16 protein-coding genes are annotated in these 14,262 nt (G+C 54.9%); 10 read left to right on the top strand and 6 right to left on the bottom strand.

Annotated features, from left to right (window positions below; translation table 11 throughout):
- Positions 1 to 10: 10 nt before the first annotated feature.
- Positions 11 to 520, bottom strand: coding sequence for a hypothetical protein (locus AB9F29_RS09590; protein ID WP_369755478.1), 510 nt, complete (start codon positions 518 to 520; stop codon positions 11 to 13).
- 419 nt (positions 521 to 939) lie between these two features.
- Positions 940 to 1,275 (bottom strand): hypothetical protein, encoded by a 336-nt coding sequence (locus AB9F29_RS09585; RefSeq protein ID WP_369755477.1) that lies wholly within the window; start codon positions 1,273 to 1,275, stop codon positions 940 to 942.
- 61 nt (positions 1,276 to 1,336) lie between these two features.
- Between AB9F29_RS09585 and dusA the strand changes: the two genes are divergently transcribed.
- Both dusA and AB9F29_RS09575 read left to right on the top strand, forming a co-directional pair.
- Positions 1,337 to 2,347 (top strand): tRNA dihydrouridine(20/20a) synthase DusA, encoded by a 1,011-nt coding sequence (dusA, locus tag AB9F29_RS09580; protein ID WP_369755476.1) that lies wholly within the window; start codon positions 1,337 to 1,339, stop codon positions 2,345 to 2,347.
- An 18-nt stretch (positions 2,348 to 2,365) separates the two neighbouring features.
- The gene (locus AB9F29_RS09575; protein WP_369755475.1) at positions 2,366 to 3,190 is read left to right on the top strand and encodes a sulfite exporter TauE/SafE family protein; all 825 of its coding nucleotides are present in this window, start codon (positions 2,366 to 2,368) and stop codon (positions 3,188 to 3,190) included.
- A 2-nt stretch (positions 3,191 to 3,192) separates the two neighbouring features.
- Here AB9F29_RS09575 and AB9F29_RS09570 read toward each other — a convergent pair whose 3' ends face one another.
- From AB9F29_RS09570 to ccmI, 3 genes are read right to left on the bottom strand one after another with little or no spacing between them, the layout of a single operon-like run.
- A complete protein-coding gene (locus AB9F29_RS09570) occupies positions 3,193 to 3,426 on the bottom strand; it encodes a DUF1289 domain-containing protein (RefSeq protein WP_335584810.1) in 234 nt (77 codons plus the stop codon).
- A complete protein-coding gene (gene ruvX / locus AB9F29_RS09565; protein WP_039001251.1) occupies positions 3,423 to 3,896 on the bottom strand; it encodes a Holliday junction resolvase RuvX in 474 nt (157 codons plus the stop codon). The genes AB9F29_RS09570 and ruvX overlap by 4 nt, the downstream gene beginning before the upstream one ends.
- Complete coding sequence (gene ccmI / locus AB9F29_RS09560) at positions 3,893 to 5,143, bottom strand: c-type cytochrome biogenesis protein CcmI (RefSeq protein ID WP_369755473.1); 1,251 nt, start codon at positions 5,141 to 5,143, stop codon at positions 3,893 to 3,895. The genes ruvX and ccmI overlap by 4 nt, the downstream gene beginning before the upstream one ends.
- 240 nt (positions 5,144 to 5,383) lie before the next feature.
- On the opposite strand from ccmI, the gene AB9F29_RS09555 reads away from it, so the two are divergent.
- From AB9F29_RS09555 to rarD, 8 genes are all read left to right on the top strand, one after another.
- The gene (locus AB9F29_RS09555) at positions 5,384 to 6,631 is read left to right on the top strand and encodes a sarcosine oxidase subunit beta family protein (protein WP_369755472.1); all 1,248 of its coding nucleotides are present in this window, start codon (positions 5,384 to 5,386) and stop codon (positions 6,629 to 6,631) included.
- Between the two features lie 34 nt (positions 6,632 to 6,665).
- Positions 6,666 to 7,019 (top strand): sarcosine oxidase subunit delta, encoded by a 354-nt coding sequence (locus AB9F29_RS09550; protein ID WP_039001253.1) that lies wholly within the window; start codon positions 6,666 to 6,668, stop codon positions 7,017 to 7,019.
- Positions 7,016 to 10,027, top strand: coding sequence for a sarcosine oxidase subunit alpha family protein (locus AB9F29_RS09545; RefSeq protein WP_369755471.1), 3,012 nt, complete (start codon positions 7,016 to 7,018; stop codon positions 10,025 to 10,027). Before AB9F29_RS09550 ends, AB9F29_RS09545 begins: the two co-directional genes overlap by 4 nt.
- Positions 10,020 to 10,613, top strand: coding sequence for a sarcosine oxidase subunit gamma (locus tag AB9F29_RS09540; protein WP_369755470.1), 594 nt, complete (start codon positions 10,020 to 10,022; stop codon positions 10,611 to 10,613). Before AB9F29_RS09545 ends, AB9F29_RS09540 begins: the two co-directional genes overlap by 8 nt.
- 164 nt (positions 10,614 to 10,777) lie before the next feature.
- Positions 10,778 to 11,194 (top strand): hypothetical protein, encoded by a 417-nt coding sequence (locus AB9F29_RS09535; protein ID WP_369755469.1) that lies wholly within the window; start codon positions 10,778 to 10,780, stop codon positions 11,192 to 11,194.
- 251 nt (positions 11,195 to 11,445) lie between these two features.
- Positions 11,446 to 11,850: a hypothetical protein gene (locus AB9F29_RS09530; RefSeq protein ID WP_369755468.1), complete on the top strand. Its 405-nt coding sequence runs from the start codon at positions 11,446 to 11,448 to the stop codon at positions 11,848 to 11,850.
- Between the two features lie 188 nt (positions 11,851 to 12,038).
- Positions 12,039 to 12,641 carry a superoxide dismutase gene (locus AB9F29_RS09525; protein WP_369755467.1) on the top strand — a complete coding sequence of 201 codons (603 nt, stop codon included), beginning with the start codon at positions 12,039 to 12,041 and terminating at the stop codon, positions 12,639 to 12,641.
- A gap of 167 nt (positions 12,642 to 12,808) precedes the next feature.
- Positions 12,809 to 13,747 carry an EamA family transporter RarD gene (rarD, locus tag AB9F29_RS09520; RefSeq protein WP_369755466.1) on the top strand — a complete coding sequence of 313 codons (939 nt, stop codon included), beginning with the start codon at positions 12,809 to 12,811 and terminating at the stop codon, positions 13,745 to 13,747.
- Here the strand turns inward: rarD and AB9F29_RS09515 are convergent.
- The gene (locus tag AB9F29_RS09515) at positions 13,669 to 14,250 is read right to left on the bottom strand and encodes a TIGR00730 family Rossman fold protein (RefSeq protein ID WP_369755465.1); all 582 of its coding nucleotides are present in this window, start codon (positions 14,248 to 14,250) and stop codon (positions 13,669 to 13,671) included. The genes rarD and AB9F29_RS09515 overlap by 79 nt on opposite strands.
- Between the last annotated feature and the right edge of the window lie 12 nt (positions 14,251 to 14,262).

Here is a 14,262-nt window from a genome sequence, read left to right as displayed (position 1 = left end):
AAAGGGCCCACTAATAAGCTTCAGTTGATCCATCTGGGTGTAGTACTTCTGCGGTGCGATTCATGAAGCTGCTGATTTCGGTGCCGATGAAACGGATCTTCTTCAAATACTCACGGGTGTGAGCTTCATTACGCACTGCGAGCAGGGCATCAACCTCGTCTATGAGACCAAAAAGAGTGCTGCCGATTTCAAACAGACCATCGAGTTTGTTGGCTTCCATCGTCATACACAAGGCAGCCTTATACAAGCGAGCATTGACTGTACGGTGACTGACGGCCATGCAGGTGTCAACATAGTCTTGACCGCTTTTCTTGAGGTCTAGAACGTCTCGAAATTTTAATAAATCCCGAAGATATCTCGCGATCATATAAGATTCATAAGCTTTATCGTCGGTAAGAAAGTCCCAAGTCGTCTTTTTCCCCTTCTTAAGATCAATCGATCCAAATTCTAAAAACGACAAACTAGTTCTTTCAGAGGTTCCATAATATTCTTCTAGTTTTAGTTTGTCGCTTATTGTCATTTCCCATGCTTTGTTGGTTTGCGTCCTCGCCTAATGCTCAGAAACCTAGATTTTTTTTAAGTAGTTAGGTCTAGCGCGATCCCCTCGAAAAATGGTTGTGTTGAATCCGCTCGCCGCAAGGACGGACAAATGGAGGAACGAACCACAGACGAACAAATTACTGCGATGATTAAGGAGCAGGAAGCTGGCCACACGGAAGTTGGTTGGTTCGTTATCCGTCAGGCTGGTGAACCCAACTTCACTGAGGGTAGCGAAAACATGTGCAACGCGGCTAAATCTATCGGACTTGTACGGGGTAAAATCCCATTAAGCACTATCGGGCGCTCTTGGTCTCAACATGCCGCAGCAGTCCATTGCACCGCCAAAACCATAGCGAACAATGCTGAACAGGTTATGTTCGCGGAGCAAAATCAAGGCATTCACCCCGCAACTGGGCTAGCGTACGGCTCCACCCTACGAGACGTCAGGTTTTTGGGGCGTAGACGACCCAATTCCTTCTCCACCTTATTGAGAGCGGCGTCTTTAGAACGGCCCCAAGGTTTGTAGGGCTTAATCCCAGAGCGGTCCTTTCTTATCATGTCACCCATTGCAGCAGTCTTCACATCTGCATTGTGGCCTGCTATTGCGCGATCTAACTCCGCTTCTAGGGCCGTGGCCCAAGCCGTCGCAGCGGTCTTACTGGTAAAGGATTTTGACTTGGTTACGCCATGCTTGCGCACTTCCCACTTCTCACCACGCTTCCTAGCGAACGCCATTTCTGCTCCAGTCTTTCAGGGGTATTTGTGCGATCAAGTAGCATGTGATTTCGGTTAAAATATGAGCAATAATAATGCATTAGCTTCTGCAAGACTATCCGTTGCTCCGATGATGGACTGGACGGATCGCCATTGTCGGTATTTGCACCGTTTGCTGACCAAACGCACGTTGCTGTATACCGAAATGGTCACGGCTCCTGCGCTTGTGCGCGGGCAGGCGTTGCATTTGTTGCGGTTTGATGCGGCGGAACATCCTGTGGCGTTGCAGCTTGGTGGGTCTGATCCGGTGGAACTCGCGCAGGCCTGTGTGTTGGCGAATGACCACGGATATGACGAGATTAACCTGAATGTCGGTTGCCCAAGTGACCGCGTTCAGTCGGGCTGTTTTGGGGCCATTCTGATGGAAAACGCGCCGCTTGTGGCGGAATGCGTAGCGGCCATGCAGGCGGCGAGCACCTGTGAAATTACGGTGAAATGTCGGATTGGGGTGGATGATCAGGATCCGAGCCAAGTGCTGCCTGATTTTATTACCAAAGTCGCGCAGGCGGGCGTGACGCGGTTCCAAATCCATGCGCGCAAGGCGTGGCTCAAGGGGCTTTCGCCCAAGGAAAACCGCGATATACCGCCGTTGGATTATGATTTAGTGGTCGCGATGAAGGCGCAGTTTCCAGAGTTGCACTTGTCGATCAACGGCGGGATTACCTCGTTGGATCAGTCGGAAGAGCTGCTGGCGCGGGGGCTTGATGGTGTGATGATCGGGCGCACGGCCTATCATTCCCCGGCGGATGTGCTCTGTGCGGCAGACGCGCGGATTTACGGGGAAACGGGGCAAAGTGACCCTGTGGAAGCGGTGCACCAGATGATCCCCTATATTGAGCGCCACATTGCTGAGGGCGGGCGGCTCAACCAAATCACCCGCCATATGTTGGGGCTGTTTACCGGCCGTCCGGGTGCGCGGGCGTGGCGTCGAGTGCTCTCGGATGGGGCGCCACGTGAGGGAGCGGGGCCTGAATTGTTGCTTGAGGCGCTTGACCGCGTCACCGGAGGCGATATTGAGGGTGGCAACCCATAGGCCATCGAAAGACACGTCATGACTGATTTAATCCAATATGTCCCCGCTCTTATCCTTTTACTGGTGATCGGGGCCTTTGCGGGCGTCATGGCGGGCTTGCTGGGCGTTGGCGGCGGCATTATCCTTGTGCCCGCGTTTTATTATGCGTTTGACGCGCTTGGCTATGGTGGCGATCAGTTGATGCAAGTCTGTCTTGCTACATCGCTCGCGACGATCATCGTGACCTCCATGCGCTCGGTTTCGAGTCACCATAAAAAGGGCGCGGTGGAGTGGGATATCCTGAAAAAATGGGCCCCTGGCATTGCGGTTGGGGCGGTGTTGGGGATGCTGACGGTGTCGTCGCTGCGCTCCTCTACCCTGCAAGGTATCTTTGGGTTTCTGGGTATTTTTATTGGGTTTTACATGGCGTTCGGCAAGGCGACATGGCGCTTGGGCGATGAGATGCCCGCAGGTCTCAAACGGAATATTATTTCCCCTTTCGTTGGATTCCTCAGCGTCCTGATGGGCATCGGTGGCGGCAGTTTTGGCGTGCCCTTAATGAGTTTGCACGGCATTGCCATTCACCGCGCGGTGGCTACGGCGGCTGGTTTTGGCGTGATTATCGCGTTCCCCTCGGTGATCGGGTTTCTGTTTGTGGACGTCGCCGCCGACAGCGCGCCGCCGTTTACACTGGGTGCTGTGAATATTCCTGCGTTTCTTGTGGTGATTTCCATGACGCTCATTACCGCGCCCATTGGGGCGAAATTAGCGCATCGACTGGACGCAAAAATGCTCAAGCGGATTTTCGCAGTGTTCTTGATTGTTGTCGCGACGAATATGTTGCGCAAAGCGGCGGGATACTAAATCTAGCCACGTTCCTTGAGGCGCGCGGCACGACCGCCGCGCCGTTGCTTGAGCAACTCGATACGCGGGGGCAGGGCGTCTAAAATGGCCTGCCGACCCGCCGCATCCATCCCGCTCCAATCTGCGATTTCATCCAAAGTGCGCAAACACCCCGTGCAAATTTCGGCCTTGGAATGGATCACACAGATGTTGATACAGGGTGATTCAGGCTCGTCTCGTTTCCAAATATCGGTCATTGGCGCCTCAGGTGGCTCAATCGGTCCAACGCGCCCTGAAGGATAAATCCAGCGGCAACATGGTCGATCACATCGGCGCGTTTGGCTCGCGACACATCCGCAAGCAACAGCGCGCGCTCGGCGGCGACGGTGGACAGGCGCTCGTCCCAATAGGTGATGGGCAGGGGGGTGAGCCGTTCCAAATTGCGCGCAAAAGCCCGCGTTTTTTGACAGCGCGGCCCCTCAGAGCCATCCATATTGCGCGGAAATCCAAGGACAATGCCGCCGACTTCGTTTTTGGCCAGCAAGGCCAACAGCGCTTCGGCGTCGAGGGTGAATTTCTTGCGACGGATGGTTTCAAGCGGGGTGGCGATGTTGAGCATGCGATCCGAGAGCGCCACACCGATGGTTTTGTCGCCAAAATCCAAACCGGCAATCGGGCGCATGGTCGGCACTTGCGGCGCGAACTCTTCGATCAGTTCTAATATCATTCCGTAACGCCCACTTCATACCCTTCTTCGATCCCCGATTGAAAGATGACTTGGGCATCTTCGGGGCTATCTGCAAATGTCGCCTTGGCGGTGTCATAGGCCTGTTGGGCAACATCATTTTTGCCCAAAACGCTGTTGGCGCGAATGTATTGCGCCCATTCTCGGGCCGTGCCGTCGCCGCTCTCAAGTTTGCCTTTGAGGTTTTCGACCATGCCCAAGATCATTTCTTGGCGGTCTTCTTCCGACATGCTGCCTGCGTCGCGCATTTGTTGCGCTGTTGGCCCTGCGGTTTGGACGGTTGGGGGCGTGTAGTCTTTGCCTGCGAAATAGGCGACATCGGGGAATTGCGCAAAGAGCAAATCCGTCCAAGGCGCGTTTGGATCGGCGCGCTCAAGCAGCGGTTCCCAAAACGCGTAAGTCGCATCGGGGCGTCCGGTTTGCGCCAGCATCAACCCCATATAAAACCGTGCTTCGGCGTTTTGAGGTTCGCGGCGCATGACTTCGCCCCAAAGCGCCTCAGCTTCGGGTGAAACAAAACCGTTCGCGCCATAAACCATGATTCGTGCCAAAAGGATCAAGTCGTTGGTGTCCACTTTCTCGGCACCCATAAGTTCTACAACGCGGGTTTGCGCGGACCGTGCGGCGGTATAGTTGCCCAGTTGGGCTTCCTGTTTTGCCAACAAGCGATGGCCAACCTCGTCGGTTGGCCGCTGTTCCAGCGCGGTGCGCAGCTTGTTAAGAAGGTCCAAATCCGCGTCACTTATGTTTTTAACGGAGCGATCAGGGGCCAGTTCTTCGGCTTCGCGTTGGGACATGCGGTTTTCATAGGCCTCGTTTGCCTCGGCAAATCGTTCGGCCAAAGGTTCATCCGCGCGACCTGCGCCGCCCAATTCCGCGTAAATATATCCACCCACGCCAAACAAAAGCGCCACGATCAATGCGGCCACCGCATAACTTGCACCCTTGGGGGCCTGTGGCAAAACAGGGGCGTTTTGTGCGCGTTTGTCTGCTTCCAGCAAGCGCCGAGAGACTTCGGTTCTGGTGCGGGTTGCGTCCTCTTCTGCAAGGGTGCCGCTGGCTACGTCACGGTCGATATCTGCGAGCTGGCGTTGATAAAACACTACTTCTTCGGAGGGCGGCTTAGCGGCATCAGGGGCCGAGTCGCGGCCCTCGCGTTTCATCAAGTTTAGAATTACAAAGGTTGCACAAACCCCCGCAATCACCGCAATTGTCAAATAGAACCACATGGCCGCTCCTTTAGTTGCTCCCTTCCTAGCGACTCTGGGGCGGTTGCAAAAGGTACAAGTAGCCGCAGCAGGCCCTCAAAACCCAACATTCCTGTGATATGTCGCAGATGTGCCGAAAACTGCCGCAAGTTGGCTGCCTATGGCTTGGCAACTGCGCAAGAAAAGGCAAGGATAGCCTTGTCCGTTACGCCCTTGCGGCGCGTTGCCCTTTTTGCCGACCCTTCATTGTGGAAGTACCCTATGAAACGTTATTCTGCCTTTGCCATTGCCCGCGAAGCCCTGCGTCACCACACGGGATGGGAACGCGCGTGGCGCAGTCCCGAACCCAAGAAGCGTTACGACGTTGTGATCGTCGGCGCGGGCGGACATGGGCTTGCGACGGCCTACTACCTTGGCAAAAATCACGGCATCACCAATGTGGCGGTGATTGAAAAAGGCTGGCTTGGCGGCGGAAACACGGGGCGCAATACCACGGTTATTCGCTCGAATTATCTGCAAGACCCTTCGGCGGCAATCTATGAAAAAGCCCGTAGCCTCTATGAAACCATGAGCCAAGACCTCAACATGAACGTGATGTTCAGCCCGCGCGGCGTGTTGATGATCGCCCAAACCCATCACGAGGTGCGCGGCTATAAACGCACGGCCCAAGCCAATGCCTATCAGGGGGTGGAAACCGAGTTCGTGACGCCTGAACGCGTGCAGGAACTGTGCCCGATTATCGACATCGCTGGGCCGCGCTATCCGATCCTCGGCGCACTTTGGCAACCTCGCGGCGGCACCGCCCGTCACGATGCGGTCGCATGGGGCTATGCGCGCGCCTGTTCGGGCATGGGCATGGATATCATCCAGAAATGCGAAGTCACAGGCATCTCGCAAGCCAACGGCCAAGTCACCGGCGTTTCGACCACACGCGGCGATATTGACTGTGGAAAGCTCGGGATTGTCGTTGCGGGCCATTCCGGACACCTCGCCGATATGGCGGGCTTTCGTTTGCCCCTTGAGAGTGTCGCGCTGCAGGCCCTCGTGAGTGAGCCGATCAAACCCTGCATGGATGTGGTTGTGATGGCCAACACAGTGCACGGCTATATGAGCCAATCTGACAAGGGCGAAATGGTCATTGGCGGTGGGGCGGATAGCTATAACAACTACACGCAACGCGGCTCGTTCACCCATGTCGAGGAAACCGTGCGTGCGCTTGTGGAAACCTTCCCGATGATTTCGCGCCTGAAGATGTTGCGCCAATGGGGCGGGATTGTGGACATGACGGGCGACCGCTCACCGATCATTTCACCCACGCCACTGGGCAGTTGTTTCATTAACTGTGGCTGGGGAACGGGGGGCTTTAAGTCAATTCCAGGATCAGGCTGGGCGATGGCCGATATGATGGCCCGTGGCGCCCCGGGTCCGCTTGCATCCGCCTTTGGTCTCGACCGTTTCGTCGAAGGGCGCTTTATCGACGAAAGCGTCGCAGCGGGGGTGGCACATTGAACATCTCTAACATCAAGTCCCTCGGAGACCGCCCATGCTGACCTTCAAATGCCCTTATTGTGGTGTCCAAGCGGACGAAACCGAACTCGCGGCGGGCGGTGCGGCGCATCTTTCGCGCGCGCTCCCAGACAGCGATGATGCCGCGTTTGAGGCCTATCTTTTCCATCGCGCCAACCCGCGTGGCGTGCATTTTGAACGCTGGCGGCATAGCAACGGCTGTACCAAATGGTTCCATGCCGCCCGTGATACGATGACCCTCGAAGTCTATGGCACCTATCCGGCACAAACCTTTGGCCCGCCTGACGAAATTATCGCCAAAATCCGCGCCCGCCACCCCAATTGGACGCTCGATGCCGCCATCGCAACACCCGCCGGAGGTGCCGCATGAGCACGCGCCAAACCACAGACGCTCGTCTGATTGACACAAGCAAACTGCTGAAATTCACCTTTAATGGCCAAACGCTCACGGGCTATGCAGGCGACACACTCGCCTCGGCTTTGCTTGCCAACGGCCACTTGCTCATGGGACGCAGCTTTAAATACCACCGTCCGCGCGGCCCCGTGGCTTCGGGCGGCGAAGAGCCTAACGCGCTGGTCAATTTGGGGCAGGGCGGACATGTCGAGCCCAACCAACGCGCCACCACCACGGAATTGTTCGACGGCCTCGTGGCCACGTCGCAAAACCACTGGCCCAGCCTGAATTTTGACGTGGGTGAGATCAACAACAGTATCGCGCGCTTCCTTCCCGCTGGCTTTTACTACAAGACCTTCATCTCGCCACGGCCCGCATGGAAGCACGTGTTTGAGCCGATCATCCGCAAATCTGCGGGGCTGGGTCCGGCTCCCAAAGACCGTGATGCGGATCGCTATGAACATTTCTATGCCTTCACCGATGTTTTGGTCGTCGGTGGTGGCATCGCAGGCCTGCAAGCGGCCCTCGCCGCAGGACGCACGGGTGCCAAAGTTCTGCTGTTGGAGCAAACCGACAATTGGGGTGGTCGCGCGCCCGTGGACGGCGACGTTATCGACGGTATGGATGCTCAAAGCTGGATAACTTCGGCCCTTAAAGAATTGAATGCACTCGAAAATGTGACATTGCGCACCCGCACCCAAGGTTCTGGCGTTTATGACCACGGCTATGCTTTGGGCTACGAGCGTCTAACCGACCACGTCACCGCATCCGCCGCCCCCCGCCACCGCCTATGGCGCATCCGCGCCGCGCGGATTGTGACGGCCACAGGGGCTTTGGAACGCCCCCTCAGCTTCGCGGGCAACGACATTCCTGGCGTCATGCTCGCAGGGGCAATGCGCGACTATTTGGTCAATTTCGGAGTCGCTCCGGCGCAAAATCCAGCCGTAATCACCAACAATGACGACGCCTATCGCACGGCCATCGCATGGCGCAAAGCGGGGCTGAAGGTTGCCGCAATTTTGGATGTGCGGGACGCCCCAGCGGGGGATCTAATCGATCAGGCACGTGCACTCGGGATTAACGTCAAATTCGCCACAGGCATTGCCAAAACCATGGGTCACAAAGTGGTGACGGGCCTTAAAATCTGCGCCATCGACAGTGACGGGAGCCAAACCGAACTCCTCGAATGCGACGGCGTGGCCATGTCCGGCGGCTGGTCTCCCGTTGTCCACCTTTGGTCCCATTGCGGCGGAAAACTGCTCTGGGATGACGCGCAAATTCACTTCGCTCCCGATCCAAACCGCCCTCCGCTTGGCGCGGATGGCACGGGTTTCGTGCTTACGGCGGGCACGGCCTCTGGGCCTCTCGCGACAGGGGCGCTGCTTGCCGATGCGGATGCCGCAGGCAAACGCGCCGCCAAGGAGGCGGGGTTTACCCCCTCCGACGCGACGGCTCCTACCGGCGCAGAAATCGCGACTGCACTGCCCAAAGCCATGTGGATTATTCCCGCCAAAGCTACCGCAGATATGCGCGCAAAATCATGGTTGGACTTCCAGAATGACGTCAAAGTTTCGGACGTGCAACTGGCCGCCCGCGAGGGTTATGAAAGCGTTGAACACACCAAGCGCTACACCACTTTAGGTATGGCGACTGATCAAGGTAAGTTGAGTAATATCAACGGACTGGCGGTTCTTTCTCAAGCGATGGGTCAAGAGATACCCTCCGTTGGCACGACCACCTTCCGTCCGCCCTATACACCGATCTCCATGGGCGCAATCACCGGCGAAGCGCGCGCCGATTTGTTCCAACCTTTGCGCCGTACGCCGATGCACGATTGGCACCAAGACCACGGCGCAACATGGGAACCCGTCGGCGCGTGGCGTCGCGTCTATGCCTATGAGCAGGCGGGAGAAACCTCCGATCAGGCCGTCATGCGCGAAACCAAAAACGCGCGTGATAACATCGGTCTTTTGGATGCCAGTACCTTGGGCAAACTTATCGTTAAGGGCCCCGATGCTGCGGCATTCCTTGACCTCATGTACACCAATATGATGTCGACGCTCAAACCCGGCAAATGCCGCTATGGGTTGATGTGTAACGACAATGGATTCCTGATCGATGATGGTGTTGTTGCCCGCATAGATGAGGAGACGTTCCTCTGTCACACAACAACCGGCGGCGCAGAATCTATCCACGTGCATTTCGAGGATTGGTTGCAATGTGAATGGTGGGACATGAAGGTCTATACGGCCAATATCACCGAACAATTTGCGCAAATCGCTGTGGTGGGTCCCAAGGCGCGGCTTCTGTTGGAAAAACTTGGCGGTATGGATGTTTCCAAGGAAACGCTGCCGTTTATGTCTTGGGCACAGGGCACGCTCGCGGGATTTGACGTGCGGGTGTTCCGCATCAGTTTCTCGGGCGAATTGAGCTATGAAATCGCCGTTCCTGCCAGTCAGGGTTTGGCGTTTTGGCAAGCCTTGCACGATGCGGGGCAGGAGTTTGGCCTGATGCCTTATGGCACCGAAGCGCTGCATATTTTGCGCGCCGAGAAAGGTTTTATTATCGTGGGTGACGAAAGCGATGGAACCGTAATCCCGCAAGACCTCAATCTGGGGTGGGCGGTTTCCAAGAAGAAACTCGATTTTATCGGAAAACGCGCCCATAGCCGCAAAGATATGCAGCGTGAAAATCGCTGGAAATTGGTGGGTTTCCAATCCCTGGACGGATCAATGCTGCCCGAAAGCGCCTATGTTCTGGGCACGGGTAAAAACGAAAATAACCAGCATGTGATGCAGGGACGGATTACCTCCACCTATCATTCACCCAACCTTGGGTTTGGGATCGCGATGGGCCTAATCGAGGGCGGACTGGCGCGAATTGGGGACGTTGTCGAGGTTGGCAATCTGGGCCGCGAAACCATCGCCGCGCGGGTCGTTGATCCGGTTTTCTATGACAAAGAAGGGGCCAAGCAAGATGTCTGAAGCAATTGAAATCGCCGTGAGTGCCCTTGAGGGGGCAACGTCCTCTGGCTGTGTAACTGTGCGCGAAATGGGTCTCCAGGGCATGTTGACGGTGCGGGCAGATTTGTCGAGCAAAGTGGTCAAGGCCGCAGTCAAGGCCTTGACGCAAGTGGCAATTCCAAAACCCCGGCGCGTGTCGATTTCAAAAGGCGCAGGGGTGGCATGGATGTCGCCCGACGAACTGCTTATTTTGCTGCCCTATACTAAGGCCGTTGAGGCATCGGTTGCGTTGGACAAAGCCTTAGCGGGCACCCATGCGCTGGTAGAAAATGTCTCCGACGCGCGGGCGGTGTTTACGGTTTCCGGCCCCGATGCTCGCGATGTTTTGGCCAAACTTTCCCCTGTTGATCTCTCGGATGACAACTTTGCCAAAGGGGAAATCCGTCGCAGCCGTCTGGCGCAAATTCCGGCGGCGTTTTGGATGTCGGGGGATTCCTCCGCACGCCATGAGGAGATGACCATCGTTGTCTTTCGCAGCGTTGCGATATACGCGTTCGATGTCCTTTCTAACGCCAGTAGTGGCGGGCCGGTCAAGTTCTATTCTTGAAAGGAGCGTGATCCTTGTGGGTTGGGGCGGGCCGAATGAGGTATCATAATATGTTTGTTTACAAATGGTTATGACCACAAGACACAAGCCTCCACACGCCTTGCGATAATACGATTATCACGCTACCCATGTTGGATATTGTTTTTTCAATTTGAAGAAGTCATTTGAAATTTTCGTTTTTCGCAGTGGTTGCAGCGACTTTAACCCTCGGGATCACAGCACCCGCTTCCGCTGCCAACCTGCTCATGTGCAAAGTCTCAAATGCTGGCGCGTCACGAGGTTGGATTTCGGACAAGATCGTAATTGCCTATGAGGAAGGCAAAAAAGATGTTCTAGTTTTTGATCGTGTGATTTCCAATTATGGTTCTGAATCAGCGGTGGGGAAGGTTGAAACCGATAATGCAAAGCGGACGACTTTTGTTTGGGAAGTTAAGGTTACGGATTCCAAGCGCCAACACGCCACAATGCAATACCGATTGACGTTTCTAAAGAAGAACCACGGTCTGCGGTTGACAGTAAACCCTTTAGGATATCGCGGCGACGTGACTGGCAAAGGTATCTGTACGCCAACGGTGAGCTAAAACGCGCTCCTATACTGGGATCCGCATAGTTTTGTTCCGAAGCGTGGCGCAAGACGCGTTTGACACGCTGTCTAACGCGTCATCGGGCGGGGCCGATGGCTACTGCGATTAACGGTTTCTATGCGGATCGGACTCCATTTTATTGTGCTTTATTGAGGAAATTTCGTCCCATTTAGGGAATGCTGTTGTCCATCAACCTCTCAACCCCTAGGCTTGAGACGCGTAGTATTTGAAAATTATGGAGAAGTTTTGTGAAACCTTTGACTTTTGCCGCCGCCACTCTGGCTCTTATTGTTGGGGGCGTCGCACCGGCTTCCGCACTAATTCTGAAATGCAACATCTCGAATGCAGGCTCGTCAAAAGGGTGGATCGCGGACAGCATTGAGATTGAATATGAAGACGGATCAGAGCTGGCAATGGTTTCCGATCAACTCATTCTAAAATATGGTTCCGGAATTGCAATCGGTCGGGTTAAAAGTGACAATTCCACACGAACGACCTTTGTTTGGGAGCAAAGAATTAAAGACACGTCGCTCCAAAACGCCACGATTGAATACCGTCTGAACTATGAAAAGAAAGACAACCAGCTAAGCATGACCGCGAAGGCGATGGGGATTGGACGTACTGCTACTGGCAAAGGGTCCTGTACGTTTTAATTGGAAAAAAACAAGGTCTTGCACAGGGAACTTGTTTTATGAAAGGTGTCTGACCGAGGTATGAAAATTTCGAATTTGGACACGAAACCTACAAAACACCCTTGACCTCCCCCCATTGACGGGGCCATTCATCAGGGGACAATATCCGCGAACATGCGCCAATTTGCGCTCAAAACATGAGGTTCACCATGGCTTTTACGCTTCCCGATCTTCCATATGCCCACGACGCCCTTGCCGACAACGGCATGTCCGCCGAGACGCTCCAATTCCACCACGACCTGCACCACAACGCTTATGTCACCAATGGCAACGCGGCGATTGCGGGCACCGAATGGGATGGCAAGAGCCTCGAAGACATCATCACAGGCACTTACAACGCCAAATCGGTTGCCCAAAACGGCATCTTCAACAACATCAGCCAGCTTTGGAATCACAACCAATTCTGGGAAATGATGTCTCCCGGCACGTCTGCTATGCCCTCCGAGCTTGAAAAAGCTTTGGTTGAGAACTTTGGCTCGGTCGACGAATTTAAAACTGAATTTGCAGCCGCTGGTGCTGGTCAATTCGGTTCTGGCTGGTGCTGGTTGGTAAAAGCTGCTGATGGGGGCCTCAAAGTCACCAAAACAGAAAACGGTGTGAACCCGCTTTGCTTTGGTCAAACAGCGCTTTTGGGTTGCGACGTATGGGAGCATTCCTATTACATCGATTTCCGCAACAAACGCCCAGTTTACCTCTCGAACTTCCTTGAGAAGCTCGTGAACTGGGAAAACGTTGCATCCCGTCTGGGCTAAGCTTGGTCCTATAATTTTTGAAAACCCGCTAGGAGTAATTCTGGCGGGTTTTTTCGTTTTACCACAAGGGAATTTTCCTTTACGTCACGGGGCTGCTGTGAAACGCTGACGTCGATACGCGTGCGTTTTTGACACGGGTTACCCCAATAAATTTAAGGTGATCCCCCATGCCCGAGCATATTAAGGGAAGTCTTGCGATGCTCTTGGCCTGTGTTGTCTGGGGCTTTTCGTCGATTTATTATAAAGCGATAGATCACGTGGCACCCTTGGAAGTTTTGAGCCACCGCAGCCTGTGGTCGCTTGCGTTCTTGCTTGGTATTCTGGCGGTGCAGGGGCGGTTGTCGACCTTGTGGCCGATCTTGCGGGATCATCGCAAAATGCTGTGGATTACGGCGGCTTCCTTGCTGATTTCAATTAATTGGTTTTTGTTTATCTATGCGGTTCAATCGGGGCGCGCGGTTGAAAGTTCGCTGGGCTATTTTATCTTCCCTCTGTTTGCTGTTTTGCTGGGGGCCTTTGTGTTGGGAGAGCGTTTGGGGCCGCTCAAATGGGCCGCTGTGGCGCTGGCTGCGATGGCCGTCATGGGGCTGACTTACGCGCTTGAGGCACCGCCTTGGATCTCGCTGGTATTGTCCAGCACCTTCGCGGTTTATGGTCTGATCAAGAAGCAGCTAGATGCCGGCCCCGTGGTTTCGGTGACCTTAGAGGTGCTCATTCTTCTGCCTCTTGGCGTGATCTGGCTTTGGGGCGCGCATACGCAGGGTTGGCAGGCGATTGGCACGCAAACCCCCGGTGTGTTTGGCAAAAACTGGCAGGACAGCCTGTTGTTGATCTTTTCTGGCGTCTTGACGGCGGTGCCGCTGCTGCTTCTGTCCTATGCTAGCAAACGCGTGTCCTTGGCGACTTTGGGGTTGTTGACCTATGTGAATCCAACGCTTCAGTTTTTGGTGGCAGTTTTTCTGTTTGGCGAGATCATGACGCCCGCGCATTTGATCGCCTTCCCCGTCATTTGGATCGCTTTGGCGCTTTATTCCGTCGTGAGCTTCTCTGAGGAAAGGTCGTCGCGTAAAGCGCTGCGCAATGCGGCGACGGTTTCGACAACGTGAACGAAATCGCGCAATGAGGCGTCGGCAAATCCTTGGTCGATAATGTGATCTATGAGGGTCATAAGTGGCGCCCAGTATCCGTCGACCGACAAGAGGTAAATGGGCTTGCTGTGCAGACCCAACTGGCGCCACGTCAAGACCTCGAAAAACTCATCCATTGACCCCGCACCACCGGGCATCACCACCACGGCATCGGCGTTCATATACATCACCTTTTTGCGCTCGTGCATGTTTTCGGTGATGATGAAATTGGTGAGGTCGCGCTTGCCGACTTCATGTTTCATCAAATGGGTCGGAATAACGCCAAAGGTTTGAGCGCCTGCGGATTGTGCGGCGTTGGCCACGGCCCCCATCAATCCGATATCCCCCGCGCCATAAACCAAGCGCCAGTTTTCCTCGGCGATCATCTGGCCCGTTTGTTTTGCCGCCTCTGTATATGCGGGATTTACCCCGTTTCGCGAGCCACAATAGACACAAATTGATGCAGAAAAAGTGGAAGTCATGGACAACGGCCT

Source organism: Falsihalocynthiibacter sp. S25ZX9 (assembly GCF_041205405.1).
GTDB lineage: Bacteria > Pseudomonadota > Alphaproteobacteria > Rhodobacterales > Rhodobacteraceae > Falsihalocynthiibacter > Falsihalocynthiibacter arcticus.
The sequence above is the reverse complement of the archived record's forward strand: the minus strand, read 5'-3'. Positions and strand labels throughout refer to the sequence as shown.